This is a genomic window from Brevibacterium sediminis (genome assembly GCF_024895295.1).
Classification (GTDB): domain Bacteria; phylum Actinomycetota; class Actinomycetes; order Actinomycetales; family Brevibacteriaceae; genus Brevibacterium; species Brevibacterium sediminis.
The window spans coordinates 465,278-489,873 of sequence record NZ_JAHQRN010000003.1; the positions used below are offsets into that span (position 1 = coordinate 465,278).

Genomic DNA, 24,596 nt, shown 5'->3' on the forward strand with positions numbered 1-24,596 from the left:
GGGCGGTTCACAGATCCGCGTTCGGGTCGAGGACGACCTTGATGCAGCCGTCGGTCTTCTGCTGGAACATCTCATAGGCTTCGGGAGCCGATTCGAGGGGAAGCCGGTGGGTGACGAGGTCATCGACGCCCAGCGGATCCTCGGAGCTTTCGACCAACGGCAGGAGGTCGTCGGTCCAGCTGCGGACGTTGCACTGTCCCATCCGCAGCTGGATCTGCTTGTCGAAGAGAGTGAGCAGCGGCATGGGTGAGATCGCCCCACCGTAGACACCGCTGAGGGAGAGGGTGCCACCTCGGCGAACCAGGTCGATCGCCGCGTGGAGGACGGCTGTCCTGTCGATTCCTCCGGTCTCCATGAGCTTCCGTGCGGCGGGCGAGGGCAGCAGACCAGTCGCCTGCTGCGCTGCCGAAGCCAGCGGTGAGCCGTGGGCTTCCATCCCGACGGCGTCGACGACGGCGTCCGGTCCTCGGCCGGAGGTGGCCTCACGGATGGCCGAATGTGCGTCCTCGTCGAAGTCGAAGACCTCGATCCCATGGCGAGCGGCCATCTCACGGCGTTCGGGAACGGGGTCGAGGGCGAAGACCCTCGCACCGAGGTAGTTGCCGATGCGCGCTGCGAACTGCCCCACCGGCCCCAATCCGTAGACTGCCAGCGAGTCCCCTTCCCCGATCCCGGCGTATTTCACTGCCTGCCAGGCGGTGGGGAGGATGTCGCTGAGGAAGAGGTAGCGGTGATCGGGCAGATCGGTCCCGACCTTGATCGGGCCGACATCGGCGTAGGGGACACGGAGGTATTCTGCCTGCCCGCCAGGGACGGATCCGTAGAGTCGGGAGTAGCCGAACAGCTGCGCCCCGGACCCGTACTGCCTCACCTGTGTGGTCTCGCATTGGGTGAACAGCCCTTGCCCGCACATCCAGCAGCGGCCGCAGGAGATGGGGAACGGCACGACCACACGGTCCTCGACCGCAAGGCCGGATTCGGGTCCGGCTTCGACCACCTTGCCCATCGTCTCGTGCCCGATGATGTCCCCGCGGTCCATGAATGGACCCAGCACTTCGTAGAGGTGAAGGTCGGAGCCGCAGATGGCGGTGGAGGTGACTTCGATGATCGCGTCGTTCGACTTGTGACGGATCGGATCATCGACCGTCTCCACAGAGACGTCTCTCTTGCCTTGCCACGTGACTGCACGCATTGTCTTCTCTCCTTCTCGATCGACAGTGTGTTCGCCCGTCGGAGCGGTTGCTCGCCCGCGGGTCAGCCGTTATCCGGTGGCTCCTCGGGGTCTGTCGGTTGGTCTTCTGTCGGCGGTGGTGCGGGAGCACGGAAGCCGACGGCCCGATGGGAGCCGTCGCACAGCGGTGGGATTCCGGTCTTCCCACACCGGCAGAGGGCGACGACCCGACGTTCGGTTGCCGTCTCCTCCCGTCCCGGTGCTGTGAGGACCGCGAAGTCGCCTCGGATCAGCAACGGCCCGTCCGGGCACGGAGTGATGGTGGTGGTCGGAGTCGTGTTCACAGCGACCTCACGCCCGCTCGCAGCGAGCTGGCTCCTGTGGACCAGGCCGCGAGCATCCGGGAACCGGTGATGTCGTCGAGGCGGAGGCACGCTGCGGCACCGAAGAGGATGTCGGGGATGAGTCCCGGTTCGTCGTCGGCTGCCCCTCCCGCGAGGTCATGTGCGGCGATCTGTTCGTGAACGGCGTCGGCTTCGACGTGTTCGTCGAAGTACCACGTGACGTCCCGACCGAAGCCGTTCCTGGAGAAGGCACGAGAGTAGAGCCCGTTGGGGATGGACGAGGTCATCTCGAACGCCGCGAGATGACCGATCGCGGCACCTCGCAGGCGCCGGTTGAGACCGAAGAGGTTCATCGCGTTCACCGAGGCGAGAGTGACCGCAGGCACATCATCGAGGTAGTGATCGGGTCGGTCGTCCAGACCGAATCCGCGCAGCGCCTGGGCGAAGATCTCGGCGTGGAGGCGATCGGGTCTGCCGCCGCCGTATTCGTCAGCCTGGATCTCGACTAGGGCTGCCTTCGCCCGTCCGCGCAGTCGAGGTATCGCCCAGGAATGGGGATCGGCCTCTCGCAGGGTGTAGATGGACTTGTGGATGAGGAATTCCCGCAGCTGATCGACGGACGCGTGCTTCGCCGCCCATGTGGCCAGCTCCGGCTGCGCCACCTCGCTGGTCATCGAGAACAGCGTCTGTGCGAGTTCGGCACCGGTGTTCGGAAGGGGTTCCGGGGACGGTGCGAGCGCCCGCAGCGCCGTCTCGAAGCTCTTTTCGATCCGTCCTCGGACTCCGATCAGCAGAGGGTTCCATTCCCATTCACCGCGCACGAAGTCGGCGGGCCCGCTGTGGAGGAGGTAGAGGAGGTGGAGTAACAGCTGGAGATCCTCGTCTCGGAGCAGATCCTCACTCGCCGTCAGGCCGCGTCGGGTCGCGGCGTCGAGTTCGAGCAGCGCCTCGGCCGACACGTCGCCTTCGGCAGTGAGCACGGTGAGCAGAAGGGAGCTGACCTCGCCTCTCGGACTGGGCGTGAGTCCGCTGCCCGTCGGGGGACTCAGAACTCGGCCGTCCTGCTCATCGATCGCACCAGTCTGTGTCATCCGCTGACTCCTCATCGTCGGCCGTCCCTGAGTAGACAGCGTGGCAAAGTGCGCTGCCGATGTCAGCGTCCGCACGAGACTCATACTTCATCGCCGCTGAGCCGTCGGCAGGCGGGCCAGGCACGGAACGCGGCCCGAGGACGGTCGCTTGGGACGGCGTGACGACCGTCTCTGTGTCCGCGTACGGCAACGTTGTCTGAGGCACCCGTCCTGGGCATCAGGCCCCTGGACACTCATCGGGAGCAGTCAGCATGATGAGTGTCCCGTGGACGACGAGGCGAGCTTCGGGCCGCCGCGTCCACGGGGACACATTGATCGGCACCAATCTAAGAGGAGACGATGACAATGACCACGGCACGCGAACTGATGACTCCGGGCGCGAAGTGCGTCGGAGAGAACGAGACGCTCGAGAAGGCCGCACAGTACATGCGCGAGGACGGCTTCGGGTCCCTGCCGATTTGTGGTGAGGACAACCGACTCAAAGGCATGATCACCGACCGCGACATCGTTGTGAAATGCGTCGCCGAGGGCGGCGATCCGAGGACGGCAACGGCCGGAGAACTGGCCCAGGGCAAGCCGGTGACCATCGGTGCCGACGACAATGTGGGGGAGGCTCTGCAGACGATGAAGGATCACCAGGTCCGCCGCCTCCCCGTCATCGACGGCCACGAACTCGTGGGAATGCTCGCTCAGGCCGATGTCGCTCGCAGCGAGTGGGACAACCGTGTCGGTGATCTGCTGGAGAAGATGTCCGAGTGAGACCGGTGGTTAGTCGAGTGTGCGCTCGTGCTTGCGGCCCACGCTCTTTGGCAGAGCCTGCATCTGGGCACCGATGACCGGGTCGCTGTCGATGTGCTTGCGCGCGATCGGGCACGAGATGGTGATGGGGATCCGTCGATTCAGGGAGTCTTCGAGAGCCAGGCGCAGAAGCTCGCGGCAATGCCGGTCCGAATCGAGTGGCTCAATGGCCTCGCAGTAGACGAACATGATCTCGCCCGGTGTGATCGTGTAGTGAAGCGAGGCGACGAGATGTCCAGGAAGGTAGAGATCGAACTTGGACGCTTCGCTGTTGTTGAGCAATGTGTACACAGTGGTCCCCTTGAGAAAGGAAGGAGGCCATCTGCTTGACCGGCTTTCAGGTTAGCTCACCGGAGCACCGGACAACAAGTGGCAGGACGAAGTGAGTGAGAAGTCGGACGTGCCGGATCAGTCGGTGACCGTGCCCGGCAGCGCACCGGTGCTGACGAACTCCTCGGCGACATCACGGAGCTTCGTGTTCGTCTTCGAGCTCACCTTCGTGAGCAGCAGGAACGCCTCGTGCTCACTGATCTTGTGCCGTTCCATGAGGATCCCCTTCGCCTGACCGATGAGATCCCGCGAGGCCACTGCCTCATAGAGCTGTCCCTGCTTCTGCGCGTTGGCCAGAGCCAGAGAGGCATGAGCGGCCACTCCGCTTCCGATGTCCTCCGATTCCTGGTCGAAAGCGCGGGGAGTCTTCGAATAGAGATTGAGGGCGCCGAGGCTGTCGACCTCGACGAAGAGCTGGAAGGCGAGCATGCTCCTCACTCCCTCCGCGACCGCGCTGGAGGCGAACCGGGGCCAGGGGGTGGGATCGGTGAGGTCCGGGACCCGGACGATGCGATGCTCGCGGATGGAGTCGAAGCACGGTCCTTCGTGCAGCTCCGACTGCAGGGCGTCCAGTCGCTCGGGGACCAAGTCCGAGGGAGCTCGGGACCGGATAAGGTCATCGCGGCTGACGATTGAGAGCGACGCGTAATCGGCCCCGGGAATGATTCGCAGCGCTTCATCCACCATCACCTTGAGGACGAGGTCATCGGGTTCGAGGACGAGCGAGCGTGCCCACTCGCCGATCTGCGCTGTCAGCTGATGCCGTTCGGACTCGGGATCGATCGGCGCGGTGTCCGCAGCCGCATCGCTGGGTATTCCGACGTTGTCGTCGGTCGGTTCTGCCGAGGTCTCGTCCATCAGAGATGCCACTCCAATCGTGTCTCAGGTGTCGACCCTGGGATCGCTGTCTTCAGTATTCGTCCATGTCGGGATCTTCGTCAATGGCCGCCGACGGCCGTTTTTCGTCGCCTACCGCCGGACCTGGCGGCGAAGTGTCCCTTCACCGCAGAGTCGACTTCAGCTCCTCGACGCGTGCGGTGAGTCCGGCGATGTCGAGTCCCCGACTCCTCTCAATCAGTTCCCGAGTCTGTTCGGGACAGAGGATGCCGGATGCGATGAGTCGGGAGACCGGTGTGTCCGGTCGATCGTATTCGCGTCGACGCTCGCCGGCAGGAGTGAGACGCCAGCCCACTGGGTTCTTCACTGGCATGAAGTAGTTGAGGCGGTCGGCCAGGGCCGACCACAGCTGGTTGACTCTCGCGATTGCGGCATCCATGTCGTGCGGCGTGCCGAGCGGGAGGTTGAGGCCGCTGAACGTCCGATCGGGTACGCGTGGCCCCTGTCGGAGATCGCTCATGCAGTGGAATTCGATGAGGTTGTCCTCCGCCCAGGTCTCGATCGCGCTGTCGGGAACCGCAGGCGGCAGCAGGAGCCCGGTGACGATGAAGGGCACCGCGCGCACCATCTGCGCGAGCATGTCGACCACTTGCGTGCCGGGGGCGAAGGTCGTCGTGTGCACCCACCCGATCTCGACGTCGGTGAATGTCACTGTGACGCAGTCCTCGCCGGTCGGTGTCGTGATCGTCAGCAGTTCGACGAGGAAGTAGCCGGGTTCGGGCTCGAGGAGAGAGCGCATGCGCTGCCGCGGGAGCGAAGCGCGCATCCCCGCCCCGGTGCCGGTCAGCCACGAATCGTCGTGGTCGCCGGCCTTGGCGCCGCGCAGGTACCGATCGATCGTCGCCGCGGAGATGTCGAGGAGTTCCCTTCGCACCGAGGGCGAATAGCCGTGCCGTCCCTCACGGAGGTGACCGTGCCTCTCCAGGGAGTCGAGGCAGTCGGCCATCGCCGCCTCGAGGTACTTGCCGCAGGGGCGGCCGGAGGACTTCCACACGAGTTCGAGAGCCCGCTGGGCACGAGAGGAGAACTTCTTCGGCTTGAGGCGACGGCGGTCGACGACAGCGTCGAGGGAGACCCCGGCTCTGATCTGGTGGAACTGGCTGCGCAGTTGGTGGCGCGCGTGATCGCGAGTCCACCCGGTCGCCTCCGTGAGCGTGTCGAGGATCGTGCCCTTGCCCTTGCGCGACGACGCCTCATAGGAGCGAGCATAGGTGCGGGCCAGTTGGATGGGTGAAGTCATGATGTCATCCTCCGAATCGGATCGGGGAGCCACCGGGACTCCCGTTGTGCCAGAGACGCTATTGAGCGCGAAGTTTCTGTGGAAGGGTCTTTACAGATCCGCGGGTTTCGTCTAGGCGACCCGAGCGACCTCAGGAATCCTCAACCTCGGTCCTCGCAACGGCAAAGCGGGGGTTTGCATTGGGCACCGACGGGTCTTGTCGCTGTCAAGGCCGGGAGCATAACGTGGTCCCATGGAGACCGCGCTCACGTCCACAGCATTCCCCTGCACTTCGGTGAGGAAGGAAGGATCACGATGATCGGACGCCTCAACACCACCGCTATGGACTGCCCCGTGCCGATCGATACGGCCCGGTTCTACCGCAGGCTGCTCGGCGGCAGCGTATCTCCGGACGAGGACGCCGACTGGGTCAACCTCTACGAGCCCTCGGGCCGGGAGATCCTCTCCTTCCAAAGGGCAGAGGACTATGTGGCCCCGACCTGGCCGGACAACTCCGTTCCGCTGCAGGTCCATATCGACATCCTCGTCTCCTCATATGAGGACGCCGAACCCGCGGTGTTCGACGCCGGCGGCAGGCTCCTCGACGATTCGGACGAGCACCCGACCTTCCGTGTCTACGCCGACCCGATCGGGCGTCCCTTCTGCCTCGTCCTCGAGTGACACCGCGACGCCGCCCGAGCGAAGATTCGCTTACTTGGCAGATATTTAGCTAAGCTAACGAATATGACGCTGCGAAGCTCCACTCCGACCGATGAGCTCTACACGCGCACCGCCGAGGACGCGGCCAGGGCAGTGATCGCGAGCTATTCGACCTCCTTCGGGCTGGCCGTCAGGCTGCTCGGCGTCAGGAACCGGCACCATATCCGCAACATCTATGCCCTGGTCCGCATCGCCGATGAGATCGTCGACGGTCTGGCCTCCGAAGCGGGGCTTGCGGCGGCCGAGCAGCGGGAGATGCTGGGCGGTTTCGCTTCGGCCACCCGTGCGGCGCTGAGCAGCGGCATCAGCGACAATCTCGTCGTCCACGCTTTCGCAAGGACCGCTCGGGCAGCAGGCATCGGCGCCGAGCTCATCGATCCCTTCTTCGCCTCCATGGACGCCGACCTCGATCCCGCAGATCCCGGTGGCCCATCCGGGCCCGAGGTCGAGGGCGGTACGTCTCCGGTCCGCGGCTTCGACTCTCAGGCCCACGATGAGTACGTCTACGGGTCCGCTGAGGTCGTCGGGCTCATGTGCCTCAAGGTCTTCCTCATCGATCTCGACCGCACCCCCGCCGAGGTCGCACGGCTCGAGCACGGGGCACGGCAGCTGGGGGCAGCGTTCCAGAACGTCAACTTCCTGCGCGACCTGGCCGACGACGATCAGCGCCTCGGCCGCAGCTACCTCACCCCGGGGCACCGACTCACCGAGGCCGAAAAGGCCGAGTGGGTGGACACGATCCGACAGCAGCTCGCCGCCGCCCAGGTCGCCATCACGGAACTGCCGAAGGACGCGCGCACCGCGGTTCGCTGCGCCTGCGCCCTCTTCACCGCGCTGACCGACAGGATCGCCGCGACCCCGGTCGCGGGCCTCTACCGGCAGCGAGTGCGGGTCCCGAATGCCGTCAAGGCTCGGCTGACCGCGCACGCTCTCATGACCGCAGCCCGCGAGGGGCGATCATGAGCCGGCGGCCCGGTCCCGGCGCTCCCGCCGGGAGTGGTCTGCGGACCGGGATCATCGGCGGGGGAGTCGCCGGGCTGGCCACGGCGATCCTCCTCGCCCGCGAAGGGCACTCGGTCGACCTGTTCGAGAAGAACTCCGAACTCGGCGGGCGCATCGGCGTGTTCGAGCGTGAGGGCTTCCGCTTCGACACGGGCCCCTCCTGGTATCTCATGCCTGAGGTCTTCGAACACTACTTCGCTCTCGCCGGCACCTCCGCCGAGGCCGAACTCGACCTGCGCATGCTCGATCCCGGCTACACCGTATTCAGCCCACCGGGACCGGTCGATGAGAGCACGGGAGCCCCGGGACGCACGCGAGAACTGACGATCCCGCAGGGCAGGTCCCGGGTGCGGGCGACCTTCGAAAGCGTCGAGCGCGGCACGGGAGATGCCCTCGACGACTACCTCGTCTCGGCGGCGCGCACGAAGGAGCTCGCGCTCGCCCACTTCCTCTACAACCCCTTCACCTCGCCGCGCTCCCTGCTCGATCGGGACATCCTCGGCGCGCTGCCGACACTGGTCCGGCAGTTGGGGACCTCCCTGACCGACTTCGCGGACGCCTCGTTCCACGATCCGGTGCTGCGCCAGATCCTCCAATACCCCGCGATCTTCCTCGGTACCGATCCGCGCCGGGCACCGGCGATCTACCACCTCATGAGCACCCTCGACCTCGACCAAGGTGTCAGTTACCCCATGGGCGGTTTCCATACGATCATCGACGCCCTCGTCCGGCTGGCCGAACGCTCCGGGGTGCGCCTGCACACAGGAGCCGATGTCACGCACATCGACACCGAGGCAGCACCCGGCCGCGGCCGAACCGGGCGCCGGGTCACCGGTTTGAGCTGGACCGATGGTGCCGGACGCGCGCACATGCACCCTGCCGACGTCATCGTCTCCGCCGCCGATCTCCACCACACGGAGACGCGGCTGCTCGACCCCGAGGATCAGAGCTTCCCTGAACGCTCCTGGTCGTCGGTGACAAGTGGGCCCGGGGCGGTGCTCGTCTTCCTCGGAATCGAGGGCGAACTCGAGGAGTTGGCGCATCATTCGCTGTTCTTCACCGAGGACTGGGAGGCGAACTTCGACGCGATCTTCGGGTCCACGCAGAAGATCCCCTCACCGGCCTCGGTCTATGCCTGCCGTCCCAGCGCCACCGATCCCACCGTCGCTCCGCCCGGGCACGAGAATCTCTTCCTTCTCATCCCCGTCCCCGCCGATGCGGGAATCGGGGCCGGGGGTGACGACGGGGCAGGAGATCCGCGGATCGAGGCGGCCGCCGATCGTGCGATCGACCAGATCGCCCGATGGGCCGACATCCCCGACCTGCGCCGGCGCATCAGAGTGCGCAGGACGCTGGGACCGACGGACTTCGCCGAGGACTTCAACTCCTGGCTCGGCGGGATGCTCGGGCCCGCGCACACCTTGCGCCAGAGCGCGATGTTCCGACGGCAGAACTCCTCGAAGGCAGTCGACGGGCTGTTCTATGCTGGTGCCACGACGGCGCCCGGGATCGGCGTGCCGATGTGTCTCATCAGCGCCGAACTCGTCCTCAAACGCCTCCGCGGAGACTCCAGCCCGGGACCGCTGCCGATCCCTGCACAGTGAGTGGGCGGTCGAGACCGACGGTCAGCGCCCGGTGCCTGCTCCACGCCTGCGCAGTGCACCGAGGAGACCCCGACGGAGCAGACCGCGCCGAGGCGGTGACCAGATCTCGGTACCCTCCACCCGCCAACCGGCGAGCAGTTCGTTCGCGGCCATGAACCCCGTCGTCGCCGCCCGTTCCATGAGCGCCACTGGTGCCTCGCAGCGGATCGAATCCCCGGCCAGCACCAGCCCGGGAAACTCGGTGGCGACCCCGGGACGGTCGTCGTGCGGCCGCGTGTCGGCCAGTGCGCAGTCATCGGCGATGAGCAGCTCCTGGGCGGTGATGGGGATGTCGGCCGTCTCGGGATAGACCTCGTGGAGGTCGGCCAGCAGTTGGCGCGTCACGGCTTCCCGGTCGACGTCTTCGGACTCGAGCATCCCTCGCGCGCTGCCCCGATGCGCGGTGCCGAGCGCATAGGCGTGGAGTTCGACGACGGAGCCGCCGTGCGTGTGCCGCCATCTATCGGCCCCGGCCTCGAAGCGTTCGAGGACCGAGATGTTGTCGAGCAGCGCATAGCCGGTCGTGCCGAGGAAGGCCGGGCGGCTCGGATCCACTTCGTCTTCCAGCCACAGTCTGAGCACCGCGAACGGCGGCGCGTTCCGCTGCGAGGTGACGCTGCTCAGCCACCGCTCGCGAGTTCCCGTGCCCGCGGCGGGTGAGCCGGCGGCCGTCGCGTGTCCGAGCGCGTCGGTGTCGACCGAGTCCTCAAGTCCGGCCAGCAGCGTCCGAGTGCTCCGCGGATCGGCGGCGAGCACGAGCGCATCGCTCTCGAGCGTCCCGCTCGTCGTCTCGACGCGCCACCTGCCCGCACTGTCCGGACGGCGGATCGCGGTGACCGCGGTGTCGGTCTCGATCCGCACCCCCGCCTCGGCGAGGTATTCGCTCAGGGGCGACCACAGTGCGGTGTCGTAGTCGTCGTCGGGGACGTCGAAAAGCAGCCCTTCGGCGGAGCCTGTGAAGTACGTGTGGAACATCGCGACGAGCTCCCCGGCGGAGAAGTCCGCAGGGTGGGCGAAGAACGAGCGGGCGAAGACCTCGAGCGCGAGATGCCGCGCCCCGACCGGGAACCGCAGCCGGTCGAGGAACTGCTCGGCCGACTCTCCGTCGTAGCGGCGATAGGAGTCCGGGAAGTCGACATCGATGAGTTCGAACGCCGTCGTCAGGTCGACGTCGGCCAGACCACGCAACGGGAAGGACGGGCTGGTGAGCACGAATCCCGCGAGACTGAGCGGGGGAGTCCGCGGAATCCGGGCGAAGGAGTCGCGCAGACCGTCCCGACCCACGAGCGGATAGTCCGTGACCGGGACCAGACGGTCGAGGCCGGGATCGGCGCGTGCGAGCAGGCTGCGGAGATTGTAGTACTGGCGGAAGAAGGCATGGAATCCGCGGCTCATCGACCGGTCCCCGTCGAGGCCCCAGGCCCGGACCCGTCCGCCCAGGCTGGATTCGGCCTCGACCAGGTGCACACTGACGCCGTGCTCGGCGAGGACTGCGGCCGCGGCCAGTCCGGCGATGCCGCCGCCGACGACGGTCACCCGCTTGGGCCGCAGCAGACGCGGACGCCCCGGGTGGGAGGGGGTGAGGATCGCGTGGCGGTCGCGTGGGCGCGGTTGGGAGGCGCGGCGGTTCATCTGCTCTCCTCCGTGGCGGACACTGAAGCCGTCTGTCGGTTGAGGCGCCACTGCCAGAGCATGAGGACGGCGGTGATCATGGCGAAGCCGAAGCCGAAGTCCTCGATCGGGATGTCCCACGGGAACCGGATGCCGCTCAGACCCTGCGGATTGTAGATGACGATGGGATCCGAAAGCTTCGTCAGCCAGCCGTCGACGAAGCACTGGAAGACCATGCAGATGCCCAGCGCCGCCCAGTACTTCGCCCGGCGGAAGATGCCAGATCGGAAGACGAACAGCTCGAGGCCGACGACGAGGATCATCCCGACGACGGTCATGATCGAGTACTCGGGCACGCTCATCGTTCGCCGCCTCCTTCGGAACGGCGCTTGCGCACCGCCGTGAGCACCGTGCCGACCGCCTCATAGCTGAGCAGGGCGCACAGGGGGATGACGAGGAAGAACACGAGCTCCTCGAACGGCAGGTTGCCGAGGTGGATGCCGGTGACGAATCGCGGGTTGTACACCCAATGGTCGCGGGCGATGGCCACGACGTCCCAGAGGCAGAAGACGACGATGACGGGCACGAGCGCCCACAGCACGGTTCTCCACCGGCGGTACACCCGAGCCCGGAAGAACAGCTCCAGGGGCAGGGTGATGAGTACGCAGGCACCCATGAGGAGCAGATACTCGAAGGCGCTCACGACAGTCTCCTCTCCGGGCCGGAGCCCTCGTCGAAGGCCAGTCGGAGCCCGCGCAGCCGGTAGCCCGAGATGACGCTGTCCCAGCCGATCTCCGGCTCGGCGACCAGTCGCGGGCCGCGGTCGAGTAGGCGATGGACGAGCGCATCGGTCTCGAACAGCGCCAGCGACTGCCCCGGACACTTGTGCGCACCGTCGCTGAAGCTCATGCCGACCGCCGGGACGGCTTCGGCAGGGTGCCGAACCGAGCACAGAGAATGCGGCTGGGACCCCATCGCCTCTTGATCGGTGTTCGTCGCGCGGACGCAGACGTCGATGAGGTCCCCGGCAGGGATCGTCACGGTGCGATCCGGCGCTGTGACCTCGATGTCGGCCTGCGCGCGTCGGTAGAGGTGGCCGACGACCGGCTCGAGGCGGATGATCTCCTCGAGGATCTCCAGTCGCCGCGACCGGTCGGCCGCGAGGTACTCCGCCCCGAGCTCGCCGTCTGAGAGCAGATGCCAGCACGCCATGGTGATGAATTCGCGGGTGGTGACCATCCCGGCCGTGCCGTAGGTGACGCACTCGACGAGGATGTCCGGCGTGCTGTGTCCGGCCGCGATGAGATGGGACAGGACGTCATCGCGCTGCCTGCGGCGCCGAGCCCGAAGCGCCGGACGGACGTCGGCGAAGAAGAACCGAGCGATCGGGACAAGACCGTTGACCGCAGCCTGCAGCCACTGCTTCCGGGTCCGCCCCCAACCGGGGGCGGCGAGGTCGACCGGCGGCTGGGTGAAGAATCCCTCGAGCCGCCGCGACATGCCCGTGATGGAGGATTCGGTCAGTCCCACGACTTCGGAGGTCACGGCCACGGAGAAGTGCAGAGCCACCTCGTCGAGGCGGCACCGGCCGGTCTCGGCAATCCGGCCGACCATGTCCTGCGCGAGAGCATCGATGCGCTCGCCGTACCTGTCGGCGATCACAGCGGGGGCGAAGAATCGGGCGAGCTCTCGGCGCTGCGAGTCATGGGACTGCCCGTCGGAGATGAGGATCGGGTGGCGGCGGAAGACGCCGCGAGGGATCCGCTCCGCGGTGAATCCGGCCTGAGTCGTGAGGTGTCGAGCCCGCAGCACCTGGCGGGCGGCGTCGAAGGAGCGGATGCGCCAGAGGTCGGGACCGTGTTCGAGGGGCACCTGCTCGACCGGGGGACCGGCCGGCTCGTCGCCGGGCACCGCTCGTCGGCTCGGACGGTGCCGATCGGCCCCGCTCATGCGCACCTCAGACTGCAGGCGGAGGTGAGGTCCGCGAGTCTGCCCGCAAGCGCCTGCGGCAGCTCCGCCTCGGCGATGAGCCCGTCGATGGTCTCGCAGTGCTCGGCGATCATCGATTCGACGTACGCCCTCGCCCCGGACTCCTCGATGACCTGCCGCAGCCGGAGGCCACCCTCGGCATCGAGTCCACGAGCACCGAAGAGATGGGCGACCTCGGTCCAGGCAGGGTGGGCTCGGGCCGTGTTGATGAGCAGAGTCTCCTTGCCTTCGCGGAGGTCGCTGAGAACGGACTTGCCGGTCTCCTGCTCATCGCCGAAGACGCCGAGGACATCGTCCCTGAGCTGGTAGACGATGCCGATGCGGCGGCCGATGGCGCGCAGCCGCTCGACCAGGATGTCGTCGCTTCCGGCGAGGACCGCGGCGATGGACAGCGGGGCTTCGAATGAGTAGGCGGCGGTCTTGCGTCCGATCATCGTGAGCACGTCACCGGAGTCGGCCTCGTCGAGGTGGAGGCTCAGCCACACGTCGGACTGTTCTCCAGCGACGCTCTCGGCGATCGTCTCATCGTAGATGTCGAGGATCGCGAGTCTGCGCGGCGCCTCGAGGTCGAGGCGCGCCAGGAGGGACTGGGCCTCGTTGAGCATGAGGTCACCGGCGAGCAGGGACGAGGAGATCCCCCACGTCTGCGCTGCGGCGCTCGTGGCGCCGAGGAGCATGGCCTCGGAGGAGAACTGACCGGTGATGTTCATCTCTCCTCGCCGGACGGTGTCGTTGTCGATGACATCATCGTGGATGATCAGGCCGATGTGCAGCAGCTGCATCGCGCCGGCGGCGTCCGTCGCGGCCTGGGCTGCCGTGCCTCCCAGGCCCTCATGGGCATCGATGAGCAGGCGGGGCCTGATCATCTTTCCGCCCAACGCCATCCTCGACAGCGCTTCCCAGAGCTGTTCGTACTGCTGAGTTCGGACTCGAGAGCGTCGCCGAGCAGCGGCGAGGACTTCGACGAGGCGGGATTCGACGGTCAGGACGCTCTCCAATTTCTTTAGCCAGGCGAGAGTTCAATCTAACACGTCAGCGGTATGCTGTCAGCGTGCCGTCCGCAGACTCGAAGGCAGCTGGGCTGACCTACTTCTCGAATGAATCGGAGTTCTCCGATCGCTCGGCCCTGTCCGAATCCGAGATCGCGGAGTGCACCGCGCTGATGGAGGCCCTGCGGCAGTGGCACGAGGCCGAACGCGACCTCGCCGAGGCGTCGCGGCTGTATATGCAGCTCAACGACAGTGATATGCGCACCATCCGCCTGCTCATCCGCGCGCAGCGCCAGGGGGTCATCGTCACTCCCAGGGACATCGCTGCTGCCGTCGGGATCTCCAGCGCCTCGACGACGAAACTCGTCGATCGCCTCGTCGCCGGTGGGCACCTGATCCGGGTTCCCCACCCCCACGACAGGCGCACCACCAGCATCGAGGTGACAGAGGAGACCGCGCAGGCAGCGCACGAGTCGGTGGGCCGCCAGCATGCCCGTCGCTTCGACGTGATCGCGGCCCTGAACAGCCGGGAACGCGAGACCGTGCTGCGGTTCCTCTCTGCCATGACCGAAGCCGACCGTCCGCAGGGCGTGCTGGCTGATGACGCGATCACCGGACCGGGTCAGGACAGGACCTAGGACCAAGACGGCGCTCCTCTCGCCTCCGGTCCCACCGCTTCGACGATCGTCCCTGGAGCGGTTGCTCACGGGGTGGGCTGGCCGCCGTTGACGTTGAGGGTCTCACCGATCACGTAGCTCGACTCCGACGAGGTGAGGAAGACGTACGCAGGTGCGAGCTCTGTCGGCTGCCCTGCCCGTCCCAGCGGAGTGTTCTTGCCGAAATGCGGCAGCGCCTCCTTCGGCTGGCCGTCGGAGACCTGCAGCGGGGTCCAGATCGGCCCCGGTGCCACGGAATTCACTCGGATGCCCTTCGGAGCCAGCTGAGTGGCCAGTCCCTTCGTGAAGTTGTTGATCGCCGCTTTCGTCGACGCATAGTCGATGAGGTGGGCGGACGGCGAATACGCCTGCACGGAGGTGCTGTTGACGATCGTCGACCCAGGCTCGAGATGCTCGAGCGCGGCCTGGGAGACCCGGAACATCGCGTGGATGTTCGTCCGGAACGTGTCCTCCCACTGCTCGTCCGTGAGGTCGGCGATGTCTTCGACGGCGATCTGTCGGCCGGCATTGTTGACCACCGCATCGAGCGCGCCCAGTTCCTCTGCCGCCCGGCGGACCACTTCGCGGCAGTACTCGGGATCGGACAGGTCTCCCGGGAGAGGCACGGCCTTGCGACCGGCCTGGCGGATGACTTCGCAGACGTGCTGGGCATCCTCCTCCTCGGCGGGCAGATAGGACAGAGCAACATCGGCGCCCTCACGGGCGAAGGCGATCGCGACGGCGGATCCGATGCCGGAGTCCGAGCCGGTGATCAGCGCCCTGCGACCGCGGAGCCTGCCTGTGCCGGTGTAGCTGTCCTCACCGCGATCCGTGCCGGGGATGAGTTCTGCGTCGAGGCCCGGTTCGGGCTGATCCTGCTTCGGCGGTGAGATGTCGGGGAATCGTCGGACGGGGTCCTGGAAGGTCAGTTGGTCGCTCATCGTCTTCTCCTCCTGGATTGTAGGTGGTCGCTCGATTGTGAGTGAGTGGTCGGCTCAGTTCGGTGTGCGCGTCTCTGCGCTGATGAACCAGGCCTGCTGCTCGAGCTGGGCGATGTACTCGTGGAATAGATCGGCGGTCGTCGGATCGGCGGAGTCGACCTCGTCGTGGCAGCTGCGCATGCTGCGGACCGTCGTCTCGATCGCGTCCACGACGTGGTCGATCGCATCGTGAGTGGTGATCTCTCCGGCTGGGAACGTCGCCAGATCGGTCTGCGCGGCGATGACCGCGGGGCGTCCGTCGGGCGAACCGTGCAGCGCCCTCATCCTTTCGGCGAGGGCGTCGCTGCCGTTGCGGGCCACTGTCGTCACCTCGTCGAGGTTGAGATGGAGATCTCGGAAGTTCGTGCCCACGATGTTCCAGTGCGCCTGTTTGGCGACCAGGCTGAGAGCGATGAAGTCGACGAGGACGTTCTGCAGGTTCTTCGTCAGCGACTCGGGTGCGACGAATCCCCTCTCGGCGTTCTCCCTCTGGGTGGCTTCGGACCCGTGCGGTTCGGGAACGGTGACTGTGTCTGTCATGGTGCTCCGATCTCTGATTGTGCGTCTGTTGGGACAGCGGGACGGAGATCCTCACGCTAGTCCCGGCGTTCGGCTGCCGGAAGATCTCTCCATGCCGCTTCGTTTTCGCCGCTTCGGGTCGGTGTCAGGAGTTCTGCTTCGTCTTGCGCTTGCTCTCCTTCTCGAGCGCGTCGACGAGTTCCTTCTTCGTCATCGACGAACGTCCCGAGATCTTCAGCTTCTTCGCCTGCTCGTAGAGGTGCTCCTTCGAGGAGTTCGCGTCGACTCCGCCGGCGGTCTTGCGGTCGGTGTTCTTGCCACCGGAGCTCTGAGCGTCCGACGGGCCGGAGGAGTCCTTCGCCTCCCACTTGTCGCCGACCTTCTCATAGCTGTGTTTGAGCGCGTCGTAGGCGACCTGGTGAGCGCGCTTCTCGTCTCCGTATTGGTCGATGGCCGAGTCGTAGGCCTTGGCGAAGGTCCGCTGCGCCTTCTTGCTCGACTTCTCCAACGTCGAGGGCAGCTCGCTCTCCTTCGGCTTTCCTGTCTTCGTCGTCTTCGGCATGGTGTGAACTTCTCCTATCGTGTCGTTCATGGCCAGAGGTTTCTGCAAGGTTGACTGAGGTTGTACTTCATCCGGTGCGTTTCTTCGGGGCCGATTTCCTCGCCGTCGACTTCTTCGATTTCGCGCCCGACTTCTTCGACGAGGTCTTCTTCGCATCCGACTTCTTGCCCGACGTCCCCTTCTTCGACGAGCGGGAACTGTCCACGGACTTCCGCAGCGCCTCCATGAGGTCGATGACATCGCCTCCGGTGTCCTCCTCGGAGTCTTCCTCGTCGAAGGTCTTCTCGACATCGAGGCTCTCGCCGGATTCGATCTTCGCGTCGATGAGTTTGCGCAACTCGACCTGGTAGTCGTCGCTGAACTCCTCGGGGGTGAAGTCCTCGGAGTACGACTCGACGAGTTTCTCCGACATCTCGAGCTCCTTGTCCGAGATCTTCGCCTTCGAGTTCACGCCCTTGAAGTCGACGTCGCGGATCTCATCGGCCCAGCGCAGGGTCTGGATCATGAGGACCTTTCCGCACACCCGCAGCACGGCCAGACGCGTCCGGGTGCGCAGAGTGAGCTTGACGATCGCGGTCCGCTCGGTGTCCTCGAGCGTCTTACGCAAAAGGAGGTAGGCCTTCGGCGTCTTCGACGTCGGCTCGAGGAAATAGGCCTTCTCGAGCATGATGGGGTCGATCTCGTCGCTGGGCACGAATTGCAGGACGTCGATATCGTCGTTGTCCTCTGCCGGAAGAGCCTCGAAGTCCTCACTTGTGAGGACCACGCGGTGCTCGCCGTCGTCGAAAGCCTTATCGATGTCGTCGTACTCGACGGTCTTCCCGCATTCCTCGCAGCGATGCTGATTGCGGATCCGCCCTCCGTCCTTCTTGTGGACCTGGTGCATTCGCACGTCGTGGTTCTCCGTGGCCGAGTACAGCTTCACGGGCACATTCACGAGGCCGAAGGCGATGGATCCGGTCCAGATAGCTCTCATGCCCCCATTGAAACGCAGCTTTCGAGCACTGGCTAGCCCCCTCAGGCCGACCGGCTGCGGCTGCTGACGGGAATGGTGCGCAGCAACCGGCCCGGGCGGATGCTGCCCGCGCTGACCACCTCCATCGCCGCGGCGGCGGCCGTGGGCACCAGCGTGGCCCTGATGTTCCTGGTCCTGTTCGCCTTCTTGTTCGCACTGGGTCTAGTCGTCGTCGATGACGGTCAGCTCGGTTCCGAACTCATGCATCCCGTGAGCTTCTTCAACTACCCGAGGCTTGCGTGGTTGGCGGCTTGTCTGGGCACATTGGCCGGAGCACTCGGCTCCAACTTCGACAGCGACGATGAGATTCGGCGAGCAACGTACAGCAAGCGCGAAAGCGAACGCCGCGAACGCCGCGACACCGACGACGAGGCAGAGGCCTGAGCTCTTCGGGCTCAGACCCGCGCGTACGTGCCCAGGGAGTCGGGGTCAGTCGGATTCCCGTGCGCTGCGCGCCGAGGCGACATCGTCGACGATGACGACGATGTGGCGCAGGCTCGTGATGAGTGAGCCGTAGATCGGCCACGTGATCTCCGGAAGCGACCGATCCTGGGAGATATCGGTCGACAGCTGTTGGAGACGGTCGAAGATCGGTTCGACCTCGGCATCGGGATCGGCGATGGATCGTCCGGCATCGGCGACGATCGACGCCCACTCATCGCGGAACCAGGTGTTCCATTCTCGTTCGGATGAGGAGGCCTCACGGAGAGTGCGGGCGAGGTTCCGCAGGTGGGAGATGCCTTCGTCGGCTCTGAACAGGATGTTCTCGTAGCTTTCCTTTTCCGCGGAGTCGGCTGTGTCTGCCCGGCGTCGCAGTCTCCTGGCCCGGATCGCTGTGCGGGGATTGATGCGTCGGCTCTCGCGGGCGAATCGCACGGTCTGCCACGCCGATTCGAGCTCTCGGCTCATGGACTCAGTCCGCTCGAACCACTCCTGGGCGGCATCCGAGTCCCAGGAGCGAGAGAATTGGTCCGACATGTCTGTGAGCACTTCGCCCATCTGTCGGTTGACGCTGTCAATATAGCGGGCCGCCTGTCGGTCCCGCAGAGGCGGGACCATGAGGAGGTTGACTGCGAGGCCGACTGCCACTCCGAGGGCGAGTTCGAGGAGACGGTCGACGAGCAGAGGCTGCTGGGAATCGAATCCCGAGCCGAGGACGAAGATCGCCGTCGTCGCGATCGCCACTCCTTCGTCGCGGATCCACGGCAGGCGGGCACCGGCCAGACCGACGAACATCGCCAGAGCGAAAGTCCAGAGACCGACACCGAGGTAGTTGCCGATGAGGAAGGACACGCCCACGCCGATCGTCGACGCGATCGTCGTCTGCACCCCTCGAGAGAACGACCGGTAGACGGTGGCGTGGACCGTCAGCAGCGCCGTCCACGGAGCAAGGAACGGCATCTGACTGTCAAGCACGGCGTCGGAGACCCACCAGGCGCCGGTGGCGGCGATCACGCCCTTGGCGATCTGCAGCAGGTCGGTGACGAATTCCGGCCGCCGGAGATATCCCTCTTGTGAGCGATCGTGGGGCATGGCTGGCTCCTCGCCTCGAAGTCCGGTCAGAACAGTTCAGCTTCGGCAACAGTGTACGGGGGTGGTTCGCACGCTCTTCCATCGGATTCGCTTTCCGGGAGTGTCGTTCCCGGTTCCACCTGCTGAGGCACCGCCGTCGTCCTGCCAGGTCAGCGAAGCGGTGTTAGATTGGCGATTCGAAAGCGAACGGTTTCCGGTAAGCAGCTTTCGCAAGCACCGAATGAAGGAGTACCCATGGCAGTCATTCTCTGGATCCTCGCAGCGATCCTCGTCATCTCAGGAATCTTTGCCATCTTCAGGAAGCAGATTCTCTGGGGAGTCGTACTCATCGTCGTCGGTTGCCTCGTCGGCCCCGGGGGAGTGAGCATCTTCGGCTGAGAAGGGCGGCGGCGGAAGGGATAGAGTGAGCGGATGTCTCCTCTGAGAAATCCTGCGCTCCGCCAGGTCGACCGACTGCGGCGAATCGTGCCCTGGGCGATCGCCGGTCTCGTCAGTGCGGTGCCGACGACCGTCGCCGTCTCGATGGCCGTCGACCTCATCCAGAAGCGAGGGCGGAAGTCGCGCCCCGCGCCCCGACCGGGAACGTACAGTTCGACGGTCGAACAGTCAGAACTCGACATCTACACCGATGGTGCCACCCTCTACGAGGACATGCTCGATGCGATCGACTCAGCACACGAGTCGATCCTCATGGAGACGTTCATCTGGAAGAACGACGAGGTAGGGCAGCAATTCATCGACGCGTTCAACGCCGCCTCGGCCCGCGGTGTGGAGATCCATCTCATCTACGACGGCTTCGCCAACCTGTCGGTGCCCAGCTCGTTCTACCATCAGCTCTCCGAGCAGATCCGTGTGCTGCGCCTGCCGACGGTGGCGCGGAGGTTCTGGCGGGGCCCGTTGCGCCACTCTGGTTTCAACCATTCGAAGATCCTCGTCATCGATGACGATGTGGCCTTCGTCGGCGGCTTCAACATCGGCTCTCTCTACGCCCGGCACTGGCGCGATACCCATCTGCGATCGGTCGGTCCCGGGACCTGGGGCCTGCGACAGACCATCGCGGAGGTGTGGAACGCATTTCACGACACCGGCGAACAGATCGCCTGGGTTCCACCAGAGGCTTGGGAATCGAAGCTGCGGGTCTCGGCGAATCTCCCGATCCACCTCGTCTATCCCATTCGCAGCATGTATCTCAACGCCTTCGCCCGTGCGCGGAAGCGGATCTGGCTGACGACACCCTATTTCATTCCCGACCAGCAGCTTCTGCGCTCTCTAATCGAGGCGGCGGAGCGCGGCGTGGACGTGCGGGTCATGGTTCCGCAGGAGTCCAACCACATCCTCGGCGATTGGCTCTCCCGCGGATTCTTCGAGGAGATGATCAACTCGAAGGTCACGGTCCTGCTCTACACCGCGAGCATGATCCATTCGAAGGTCGCCACCGTCGACGGCGAATGGTCGACGGTGGGTACGGCGAACATCGACCGGCTGTCGTTGACCTTCAACTATGAGACGAATGTCGAAGTCATCGACCGTGCATTCGCCGCCGAGATGGAGAAGGTGTTCGACAGTGACTCCATGCACTGTGTCGAACTCGGTTCGGAGTGGCTCAACCGCCACCGGCTGACCAAACTCGCCGAACGCGCTCTCGTGCCGATGCGCCCCTGGCTGTGACGCGGATACTCGGCCACCTGTGGTGAGGATCGGGCGCTCGCAGATGCGGGAGGTCGGGACGGTTTCGCACCCCCTGTTGCCCATGGCGGTCTCCGACTACCGTGAAAGGACGACCTTGGGTATGAGCCCGAACGGTGCACAAGAGGAGGTGCCCAATGGCACGCCACGAGCAGAAGGTCACGGTCGAGGGCCATCGGCTGACATTGAGCAATCTGGACAAGGTCCTCTATCCGGAGACCGAGACGACCAAGGGTGAGATCCTCGACTACTGCGCCACGATCGCGCCGCATCTCATCCGTCATGCTCGGGACCGGATCGCTACGCGCAAACGCTGGGTCGACGGGGTCGGCACTCCCGATGACCCCGGGGATGTGTTCTTCGAGAAGAACCTGCCCGAATCCGCCCCGTCATGGATCCGCTCTCGCGCGATCCGACACAGCACCGGCACCAAACGCTACCCGTTGGTCAACGATCTCGCGACGCTGACGTACCTCACGCAGATGGCCGCGCTCGAGATCCATGTGCCCCAGTGGACGGTGAGGGCCGGGGCGAAGGATCCCGGCACGATCGATTCCGAGAGCAGATACCCCGACCGGATGGTCTTCGACCTCGACCCGGGCCCGGGACGCGAATTGGCCGACTGCATCGAAGTGGCTCAGCTCGTCCGTGAACTGCTCGAGGGCATGGGCCTCGACGCATACCCGGTGACCAGCGGTTCCAAAGGCGTCCATCTCTATGCACCGCTGGACGGGTCGGTGAGCTCGCAGCAGGTCTCCGATGTCGCCCATGAGCTCGCCCGCAGCCTGGAGGCCGACCACAAAGATCTCATCGTCTCGGCGATGAAGAAGACGCTGCGGGAGAACAAGGTGCTCATCGATTGGTCGCAGAACTCAGCGGCCAAGACCACGGTCGCCCCGTATTCGCTGCGCGGACGCTTCACCCCCATGGTCGCCGCTCCCCGCAGCTGGGACGAGTTCGATGATCCGGCCGCAGTCGAGCAGGTGCGTTTCGAGGAGGTCCTCGACCGCGTGGACGACCTCGGGGATCTTCTCGAACCCCTCGCCGAGGCGGTCGGAGGAACCGCCTCGGCGCCGGAGCCCGGAGCCGGTTCGGAGTCCAAAGCCGACCCGAGGTCGGAAGAGGCCCCGGAGATCGTGCGCGACCGACTTGAGGTCTACCGGTCCAAACGGGATCCGAAGCGCACGAGCGAACCCGTGCCAGCGAAACAGAGAACGAGCGGGGACGAACTGACCTTCGTCATCCAGGAGCACCATGCGAGGAGCCTCCACTGGGACTTCCGACTCGAACACGACGGTGTGCTGGTCTCCTGGGCGCTGCCGAAGGGGCCGCCGACGGACCCGGGGAAGAACCACCTGGCGGTTCAGACCGAGGACCATCCCCTCGAATACGGCAGCTTCGAAGGCACGATCCCGAAAGGGGAGTACGGAGCCGGCGACGTGGAGATCTGGGACGCAGGCACCTGCGACATCGAGAAGTGGCAGGAGGGCAAAGAGATCATCGCGGTCCTCCACGGGCGTGAGGACGGCGGCCTCGGGGGAGTGCGGCGGTTCGCCCTGTTCAACACCGGGGGCCACGGTCCGAACAAGGACCCGGAGAAGAACTGGATGATCCACCTCATGGAGGACCAGCCGAAGAAGCAGTCGGCGGCGGACCATTCCTCGAAGAAGGGCACGCCGACTGGTCGTTCCTCGAGCAAACGAGCCTCGAAGAATTCGAAGAAGGAGGCTCTGCCGGCAGATCTCTCTCCGATGCTCGCGAGCATCGGAGACATCGATTCCGTGCGCAGGGAAGCCGAGGACTGGGCCTTCGAGATGAAGTGGGACGGCATCCGTGCCCTGGCGAGGGTGCAGCCGGGTGACGGGGACCGCAGCGGCAGCATCGAGCTGAGCAGCCGCAACGGCCGTGACATGACGAGCACCTATCCGGAGCTTCGCGAACTGACCGACTGTGTCGATGTCGACTGCGTCCTCGACGGGGAGATCGTCGCACTCGGGCAGGGCAGCAGACCGGATTTCGGGAGACTCCAACGCAGGATGGGGCTGACCCGAGAGCGCGACGTCGAACAGGAGCGGCGACGCACCCCCGTGTACCTCATGCTCTTCGACGTCCTCCATGCCGACGGGACCTCGCTGCTGCGCGCCCCTTACACGGAACGGCGCGAACGGCTGTTCGAACTCGTGGCCGAGAGCGAGCACATCCATGTTCCCGACGCCTTCGAAGGAAGCGTCGATGCCGCCTTCGAGTCCAGTCGGAAGCTTCGACTCGAAGGGGTGATGGCGAAGAGGACCGACAGCGTCTATCTCCCCGGAAAACGCACCCGCACCTGGGCCAAGCTCAAGCACGCCTCGACGCGCGACGTCATCATCGTCGGCTGGCGGACCGGCGAAGGCGAACGCTCGGACAGCTTCGCCTCACTGCTGGTCGCCGCCCATGACGACGACGGGCTCCACTACCTCGGCCGCGTGGGCACCGGGTTCGACGAGGCGGCACTGCGGAGTCTGCGCTCCAGTCTCGATCGCCGGTCTCGGAAGACGCCGGCGCTCACGGTGCCGGCTGCTGAGTCGCGAGATGCCCACTGGGTGCGACCCGACCTCGTCGGGGAGGTTCGGTTCTCGGGCCTGACCGAGGCCGGGCGCCTGCGCCACCCAGTCTGGCGCGGTCTGCGCTCCGACATCGACTCAGAGGATGTGCGGGTCTGAGCTTCCTTTGGAAGGCGTGCAGTCGCCTGAGACCGATCAGCTCTGCGAGGCGGATTTCGACCGAGTGTCGGCGGCGTATCGGAGCGGTGTGAGCTCCCAATAGGTGCCGCAGCGCCACAGCCATTCCAGGGGGCCGTAGCGGAAATAGCGCAGCCACACCGTCGAGAATGCACACTGGGCAATGATGATGACAGCCCAGACGATGAGCCCGGCAGCCGCGGATACATGCCCGTGAGCGGTCAGGAGCGGGATGACCAGCACGCAGACCACGGTCTGTCCCAGATAGTTCGAGAACGCCATCCGACCGTACAGACGCAGAAAGGACAGGCTGTTTCGGCCGAGTCGGGTGCGCAGCAGAAGGATGAGACCGGTGATGTACATGAGACCGGGAACCAATGCGGTGCGGAAGGCGATCTCGTGAGCCTCGGTCGATCCGGTCCCGGCAGCGGTGGTCCAGATCCAGATCGGCACCGAGCCGAGGAGGCTGAGGATGAAGAGTCCAGTGACCGGGATTCGAGTCGCTGCGGAGTACAGGCCGAGACCGGTCAGCCAGAACCCCAGCATCATGTGCCCTAGAGTCCGGACGTACGACAGGATGGGAAACAGCAGCGCCGGCGGCTGGAGATCGCCGAGGCTCGACGCCAGCTGCAGCACGTCGGGAACCGTCGCCGCCGCGACGCCGAGAATCACGAAGGCCCAGCGCGGCAGCCGAGTCAGCGGCAGAAGCAGGAGCGCGAGGACGCCGTAGGAGGCGAGCACATCGATGCCGCCGAGGGCCGAGTTGATGATGCCGGCTGCGATGAGGATGATCATCCGCCGGACGTAGACCCAGGTCGAACGATGCTTCGCGTGCAGCCTGTTCAGGAAGATGTGCACGCCGGTGCCGAAGAGGATGGCGAAGACGAAATGGAACTTGCCGAGGGCGATGTCGTCGACGACCTGCCAGATCACCGCGTCGGTGCCGACGGGATCCTCTGTCTGCCCGGCTTGGGACAGGAAGTAGCCTAAGTTGATGAGCAGAATGCCGGCGATGGCGATGCCGCGGATGACATCGATCGAGATGATGCGGTCTTGCGGATTCGACGGCTGCGTTCGATCGGGGACAGAGTTCGCGTGCGGGGATTCGTGGATCACGTCGA

At 65.5% G+C, this 24,596-nt stretch carries 26 protein-coding genes; 9 read left to right on the forward strand and 17 right to left on the reverse strand.

What is annotated here, in order from left to right; all coding sequences use genetic code 11:
* Window positions 1-7: 7 nt before the first annotated feature.
* The 3 genes from KTJ89_RS09480 to KTJ89_RS09490 form a co-directional block, all read right to left on the reverse strand.
* Complete coding sequence (locus tag KTJ89_RS09480) at window positions 8-1,192, reverse strand: zinc-dependent alcohol dehydrogenase (protein ID WP_259357513.1); 1,185 nt, start codon at window positions 1,190-1,192, stop codon at window positions 8-10.
* Window positions 1,193-1,254: 62 nt separating this feature from the next.
* Window positions 1,255-1,605 carry a CDGSH iron-sulfur domain-containing protein gene (locus KTJ89_RS09485; protein ID WP_310650283.1) on the reverse strand — a complete coding sequence of 117 codons (351 nt, stop codon included), beginning with the start codon at window positions 1,603-1,605 and terminating at the stop codon, window positions 1,255-1,257.
* Window positions 1,512-2,606 carry an iron-containing redox enzyme family protein gene (locus tag KTJ89_RS09490; RefSeq protein ID WP_259357515.1) on the reverse strand — a complete coding sequence of 365 codons (1,095 nt, stop codon included), beginning with the start codon at window positions 2,604-2,606 and terminating at the stop codon, window positions 1,512-1,514. Before KTJ89_RS09490 ends, KTJ89_RS09485 begins: the two co-directional genes overlap by 94 nt.
* A gap of 345 nt (window positions 2,607-2,951) precedes the next feature.
* Between KTJ89_RS09490 and KTJ89_RS09495 the strand changes: the two genes are divergently transcribed.
* The gene (locus KTJ89_RS09495) at window positions 2,952-3,365 is read left to right on the forward strand and encodes a CBS domain-containing protein (protein WP_172170527.1); all 414 of its coding nucleotides are present in this window, start codon (window positions 2,952-2,954) and stop codon (window positions 3,363-3,365) included.
* Between the two features lie 9 nt (window positions 3,366-3,374).
* Here KTJ89_RS09495 and KTJ89_RS09500 read toward each other — a convergent pair whose 3' ends face one another.
* From KTJ89_RS09500 to KTJ89_RS09510, 3 genes are all read right to left on the reverse strand, one after another.
* Window positions 3,375-3,695 carry a hypothetical protein gene (locus tag KTJ89_RS09500; protein ID WP_180987704.1) on the reverse strand — a complete coding sequence of 107 codons (321 nt, stop codon included), beginning with the start codon at window positions 3,693-3,695 and terminating at the stop codon, window positions 3,375-3,377.
* Window positions 3,696-3,812: 117 nt separating this feature from the next.
* A complete protein-coding gene (locus KTJ89_RS09505) occupies window positions 3,813-4,604 on the reverse strand; it encodes a GAF and ANTAR domain-containing protein (RefSeq protein WP_259357516.1) in 792 nt (263 codons plus the stop codon).
* Between the two features lie 130 nt (window positions 4,605-4,734).
* Window positions 4,735-5,871, reverse strand: a complete 1,137-nt coding sequence (locus tag KTJ89_RS09510; RefSeq protein ID WP_259357517.1) for a hypothetical protein — start codon at window positions 5,869-5,871, stop codon at window positions 4,735-4,737.
* A gap of 294 nt (window positions 5,872-6,165) precedes the next feature.
* Here KTJ89_RS09510 and KTJ89_RS09515 point away from each other — a divergent pair, with 294 nt between their 5' ends.
* From KTJ89_RS09515 to crtI, 3 genes are all read left to right on the forward strand, one after another.
* On the forward strand, window positions 6,166-6,531 hold the full coding sequence (locus KTJ89_RS09515) for a VOC family protein (protein WP_259357518.1): 366 nt from the start codon (window positions 6,166-6,168) through the stop codon (window positions 6,529-6,531).
* A 63-nt stretch (window positions 6,532-6,594) separates the two neighbouring features.
* Window positions 6,595-7,533 (forward strand): phytoene/squalene synthase family protein, encoded by a 939-nt coding sequence (locus KTJ89_RS09520; protein ID WP_259357519.1) that lies wholly within the window; start codon window positions 6,595-6,597, stop codon window positions 7,531-7,533.
* Window positions 7,530-9,176: a phytoene desaturase family protein gene (gene crtI, locus KTJ89_RS09525; RefSeq protein WP_259357520.1), complete on the forward strand. Its 1,647-nt coding sequence runs from the start codon at window positions 7,530-7,532 to the stop codon at window positions 9,174-9,176. The genes KTJ89_RS09520 and crtI overlap by 4 nt, the downstream gene beginning before the upstream one ends.
* Before the next feature lie 21 nt (window positions 9,177-9,197).
* Here the strand turns inward: crtI and KTJ89_RS09530 are convergent, their stop codons facing one another.
* Genes KTJ89_RS09530 through KTJ89_RS09550 form a run of 5 tightly spaced genes read right to left on the reverse strand, consistent with a single transcriptional unit; the run spans window position 9,198 to window position 13,813 of the window.
* A complete protein-coding gene (locus KTJ89_RS09530; protein ID WP_259357521.1) occupies window positions 9,198-10,847 on the reverse strand; it encodes an FAD-dependent oxidoreductase in 1,650 nt (549 codons plus the stop codon).
* Window positions 10,844-11,188: a lycopene cyclase domain-containing protein gene (locus KTJ89_RS09535; protein WP_259357522.1), complete on the reverse strand. Its 345-nt coding sequence runs from the start codon at window positions 11,186-11,188 to the stop codon at window positions 10,844-10,846. The genes KTJ89_RS09530 and KTJ89_RS09535 overlap by 4 nt, the downstream gene beginning before the upstream one ends.
* Window positions 11,185-11,529, reverse strand: a complete 345-nt coding sequence (locus KTJ89_RS09540; RefSeq protein WP_259357523.1) for a lycopene cyclase domain-containing protein — start codon at window positions 11,527-11,529, stop codon at window positions 11,185-11,187. Before KTJ89_RS09540 ends, KTJ89_RS09535 begins: the two co-directional genes overlap by 4 nt.
* Complete coding sequence (locus tag KTJ89_RS09545) at window positions 11,526-12,776, reverse strand: cytochrome P450 (RefSeq protein WP_259357524.1); 1,251 nt, start codon at window positions 12,774-12,776, stop codon at window positions 11,526-11,528. The genes KTJ89_RS09540 and KTJ89_RS09545 overlap by 4 nt, the downstream gene beginning before the upstream one ends.
* Window positions 12,773-13,813, reverse strand: coding sequence for a polyprenyl synthetase family protein (locus KTJ89_RS09550; RefSeq protein ID WP_259357525.1), 1,041 nt, complete (start codon window positions 13,811-13,813; stop codon window positions 12,773-12,775). The genes KTJ89_RS09545 and KTJ89_RS09550 overlap by 4 nt, the downstream gene beginning before the upstream one ends.
* A gap of 53 nt (window positions 13,814-13,866) precedes the next feature.
* Between KTJ89_RS09550 and KTJ89_RS09555 the strand changes: the two genes are divergently transcribed.
* Window positions 13,867-14,442 (forward strand): MarR family winged helix-turn-helix transcriptional regulator, encoded by a 576-nt coding sequence (locus KTJ89_RS09555; protein ID WP_259357526.1) that lies wholly within the window; start codon window positions 13,867-13,869, stop codon window positions 14,440-14,442.
* 65 nt (window positions 14,443-14,507) lie between these two features.
* On the opposite strand, the gene KTJ89_RS09560 is transcribed toward KTJ89_RS09555, so the two are convergent.
* From KTJ89_RS09560 to ku, 4 genes are all read right to left on the reverse strand, one after another.
* Window positions 14,508-15,401, reverse strand: coding sequence for an SDR family oxidoreductase (locus KTJ89_RS09560; protein WP_259357527.1), 894 nt, complete (start codon window positions 15,399-15,401; stop codon window positions 14,508-14,510).
* Between the two features lie 54 nt (window positions 15,402-15,455).
* Window positions 15,456-15,980 (reverse strand): Dps family protein, encoded by a 525-nt coding sequence (locus KTJ89_RS09565; RefSeq protein ID WP_259357528.1) that lies wholly within the window; start codon window positions 15,978-15,980, stop codon window positions 15,456-15,458.
* 124 nt (window positions 15,981-16,104) lie between these two features.
* Entirely contained in the window at window positions 16,105-16,551 is a 447-nt protein-coding gene (locus tag KTJ89_RS09570) for a ChaB family protein (protein WP_308297804.1), read from the reverse strand.
* A 37-nt stretch (window positions 16,552-16,588) separates the two neighbouring features.
* Window positions 16,589-17,497 (reverse strand): non-homologous end joining protein Ku, encoded by a 909-nt coding sequence (gene ku / locus KTJ89_RS09575; RefSeq protein WP_259357529.1) that lies wholly within the window; start codon window positions 17,495-17,497, stop codon window positions 16,589-16,591.
* Window positions 17,498-17,569: 72 nt separating this feature from the next.
* Between ku and KTJ89_RS09580 the strand changes: the two genes are divergently transcribed.
* Complete coding sequence (locus KTJ89_RS09580; RefSeq protein ID WP_259357530.1) at window positions 17,570-17,920, forward strand: hypothetical protein; 351 nt, start codon at window positions 17,570-17,572, stop codon at window positions 17,918-17,920.
* Window positions 17,921-17,965: 45 nt separating this feature from the next.
* Here the strand turns inward: KTJ89_RS09580 and KTJ89_RS09585 are convergent, their stop codons facing one another.
* Window positions 17,966-19,069, reverse strand: a complete 1,104-nt coding sequence (locus tag KTJ89_RS09585) for an FUSC family protein (protein ID WP_259357531.1) — start codon at window positions 19,067-19,069, stop codon at window positions 17,966-17,968.
* A 234-nt stretch (window positions 19,070-19,303) separates the two neighbouring features.
* On the opposite strand from KTJ89_RS09585, the gene KTJ89_RS09590 reads away from it, so the two are divergent.
* From KTJ89_RS09590 to KTJ89_RS09600, 3 genes are all read left to right on the forward strand, one after another.
* A complete protein-coding gene (locus KTJ89_RS09590; RefSeq protein WP_162835617.1) occupies window positions 19,304-19,447 on the forward strand; it encodes a GPGG-motif small membrane protein in 144 nt (47 codons plus the stop codon).
* A gap of 33 nt (window positions 19,448-19,480) precedes the next feature.
* Window positions 19,481-20,737, forward strand: a complete 1,257-nt coding sequence (locus KTJ89_RS09595; RefSeq protein ID WP_259357532.1) for a phospholipase D-like domain-containing protein — start codon at window positions 19,481-19,483, stop codon at window positions 20,735-20,737.
* A 155-nt stretch (window positions 20,738-20,892) separates the two neighbouring features.
* A complete protein-coding gene (locus KTJ89_RS09600) occupies window positions 20,893-23,457 on the forward strand; it encodes an ATP-dependent DNA ligase (RefSeq protein WP_259357533.1) in 2,565 nt (854 codons plus the stop codon).
* Between the two features lie 36 nt (window positions 23,458-23,493).
* On the opposite strand, the gene KTJ89_RS09605 is transcribed toward KTJ89_RS09600, so the two are convergent.
* Window positions 23,494-24,591 (reverse strand): DUF418 domain-containing protein, encoded by a 1,098-nt coding sequence (locus KTJ89_RS09605; protein ID WP_259357534.1) that lies wholly within the window; start codon window positions 24,589-24,591, stop codon window positions 23,494-23,496.
* Between the last annotated feature and the right edge of the window lie 5 nt (window positions 24,592-24,596).

Excerpts from the sequence above, each read along its gene's own strand:
- KTJ89_RS09480 (WP_259357513.1), bottom strand. The coding sequence starts at position 1,192 with ATGCGTGCAGTCACGTGGCAAGGCAAGAGAGACGTCTCTGTGGAGACG.
- KTJ89_RS09490 (WP_259357515.1), bottom strand. The coding sequence starts at position 2,606 with ATGACACAGACTGGTGCGATCGATGAGCAGGACGGCCGAGTTCTGAGT.
- KTJ89_RS09495 (WP_172170527.1), top strand. The coding sequence starts at position 2,952 with ATGACCACGGCACGCGAACTGATGACTCCGGGCGCGAAGTGCGTCGGA.
- KTJ89_RS09510 (WP_259357517.1), bottom strand. The coding sequence starts at position 5,871 with ATGACTTCACCCATCCAACTGGCCCGCACCTATGCTCGCTCCTATGAG.
- KTJ89_RS09515 (WP_259357518.1), top strand. The coding sequence starts at position 6,166 with ATGATCGGACGCCTCAACACCACCGCTATGGACTGCCCCGTGCCGATC.
- KTJ89_RS09520 (WP_259357519.1), top strand. The coding sequence starts at position 6,595 with ATGACGCTGCGAAGCTCCACTCCGACCGATGAGCTCTACACGCGCACC.
- crtI (WP_259357520.1), top strand. The coding sequence starts at position 7,530 with ATGAGCCGGCGGCCCGGTCCCGGCGCTCCCGCCGGGAGTGGTCTGCGG.
- KTJ89_RS09530 (WP_259357521.1), bottom strand. The coding sequence starts at position 10,847 with ATGAACCGCCGCGCCTCCCAACCGCGCCCACGCGACCGCCACGCGATC.
- KTJ89_RS09535 (WP_259357522.1), bottom strand. The coding sequence starts at position 11,188 with ATGAGCGTGCCCGAGTACTCGATCATGACCGTCGTCGGGATGATCCTC.
- KTJ89_RS09545 (WP_259357524.1), bottom strand. The coding sequence starts at position 12,776 with ATGAGCGGGGCCGATCGGCACCGTCCGAGCCGACGAGCGGTGCCCGGC.
- KTJ89_RS09560 (WP_259357527.1), bottom strand. The coding sequence starts at position 15,401 with ATGAGCGACCAACTGACCTTCCAGGACCCCGTCCGACGATTCCCCGAC.
- KTJ89_RS09565 (WP_259357528.1), bottom strand. The coding sequence starts at position 15,980 with ATGACAGACACAGTCACCGTTCCCGAACCGCACGGGTCCGAAGCCACC.
- KTJ89_RS09570 (WP_308297804.1), bottom strand. The coding sequence starts at position 16,551 with ATGAACGACACGATAGGAGAAGTTCACACCATGCCGAAGACGACGAAG.
- ku (WP_259357529.1), bottom strand. The coding sequence starts at position 17,497 with ATGAGAGCTATCTGGACCGGATCCATCGCCTTCGGCCTCGTGAATGTG.
- KTJ89_RS09580 (WP_259357530.1), top strand. The coding sequence starts at position 17,570 with ATGGTGCGCAGCAACCGGCCCGGGCGGATGCTGCCCGCGCTGACCACC.
- KTJ89_RS09585 (WP_259357531.1), bottom strand. The coding sequence starts at position 19,069 with ATGCCCCACGATCGCTCACAAGAGGGATATCTCCGGCGGCCGGAATTC.
- KTJ89_RS09590 (WP_162835617.1), top strand. The coding sequence starts at position 19,304 with ATGGCAGTCATTCTCTGGATCCTCGCAGCGATCCTCGTCATCTCAGGA.
- KTJ89_RS09595 (WP_259357532.1), top strand. The coding sequence starts at position 19,481 with ATGTCTCCTCTGAGAAATCCTGCGCTCCGCCAGGTCGACCGACTGCGG.
- KTJ89_RS09600 (WP_259357533.1), top strand. The coding sequence starts at position 20,893 with ATGGCACGCCACGAGCAGAAGGTCACGGTCGAGGGCCATCGGCTGACA.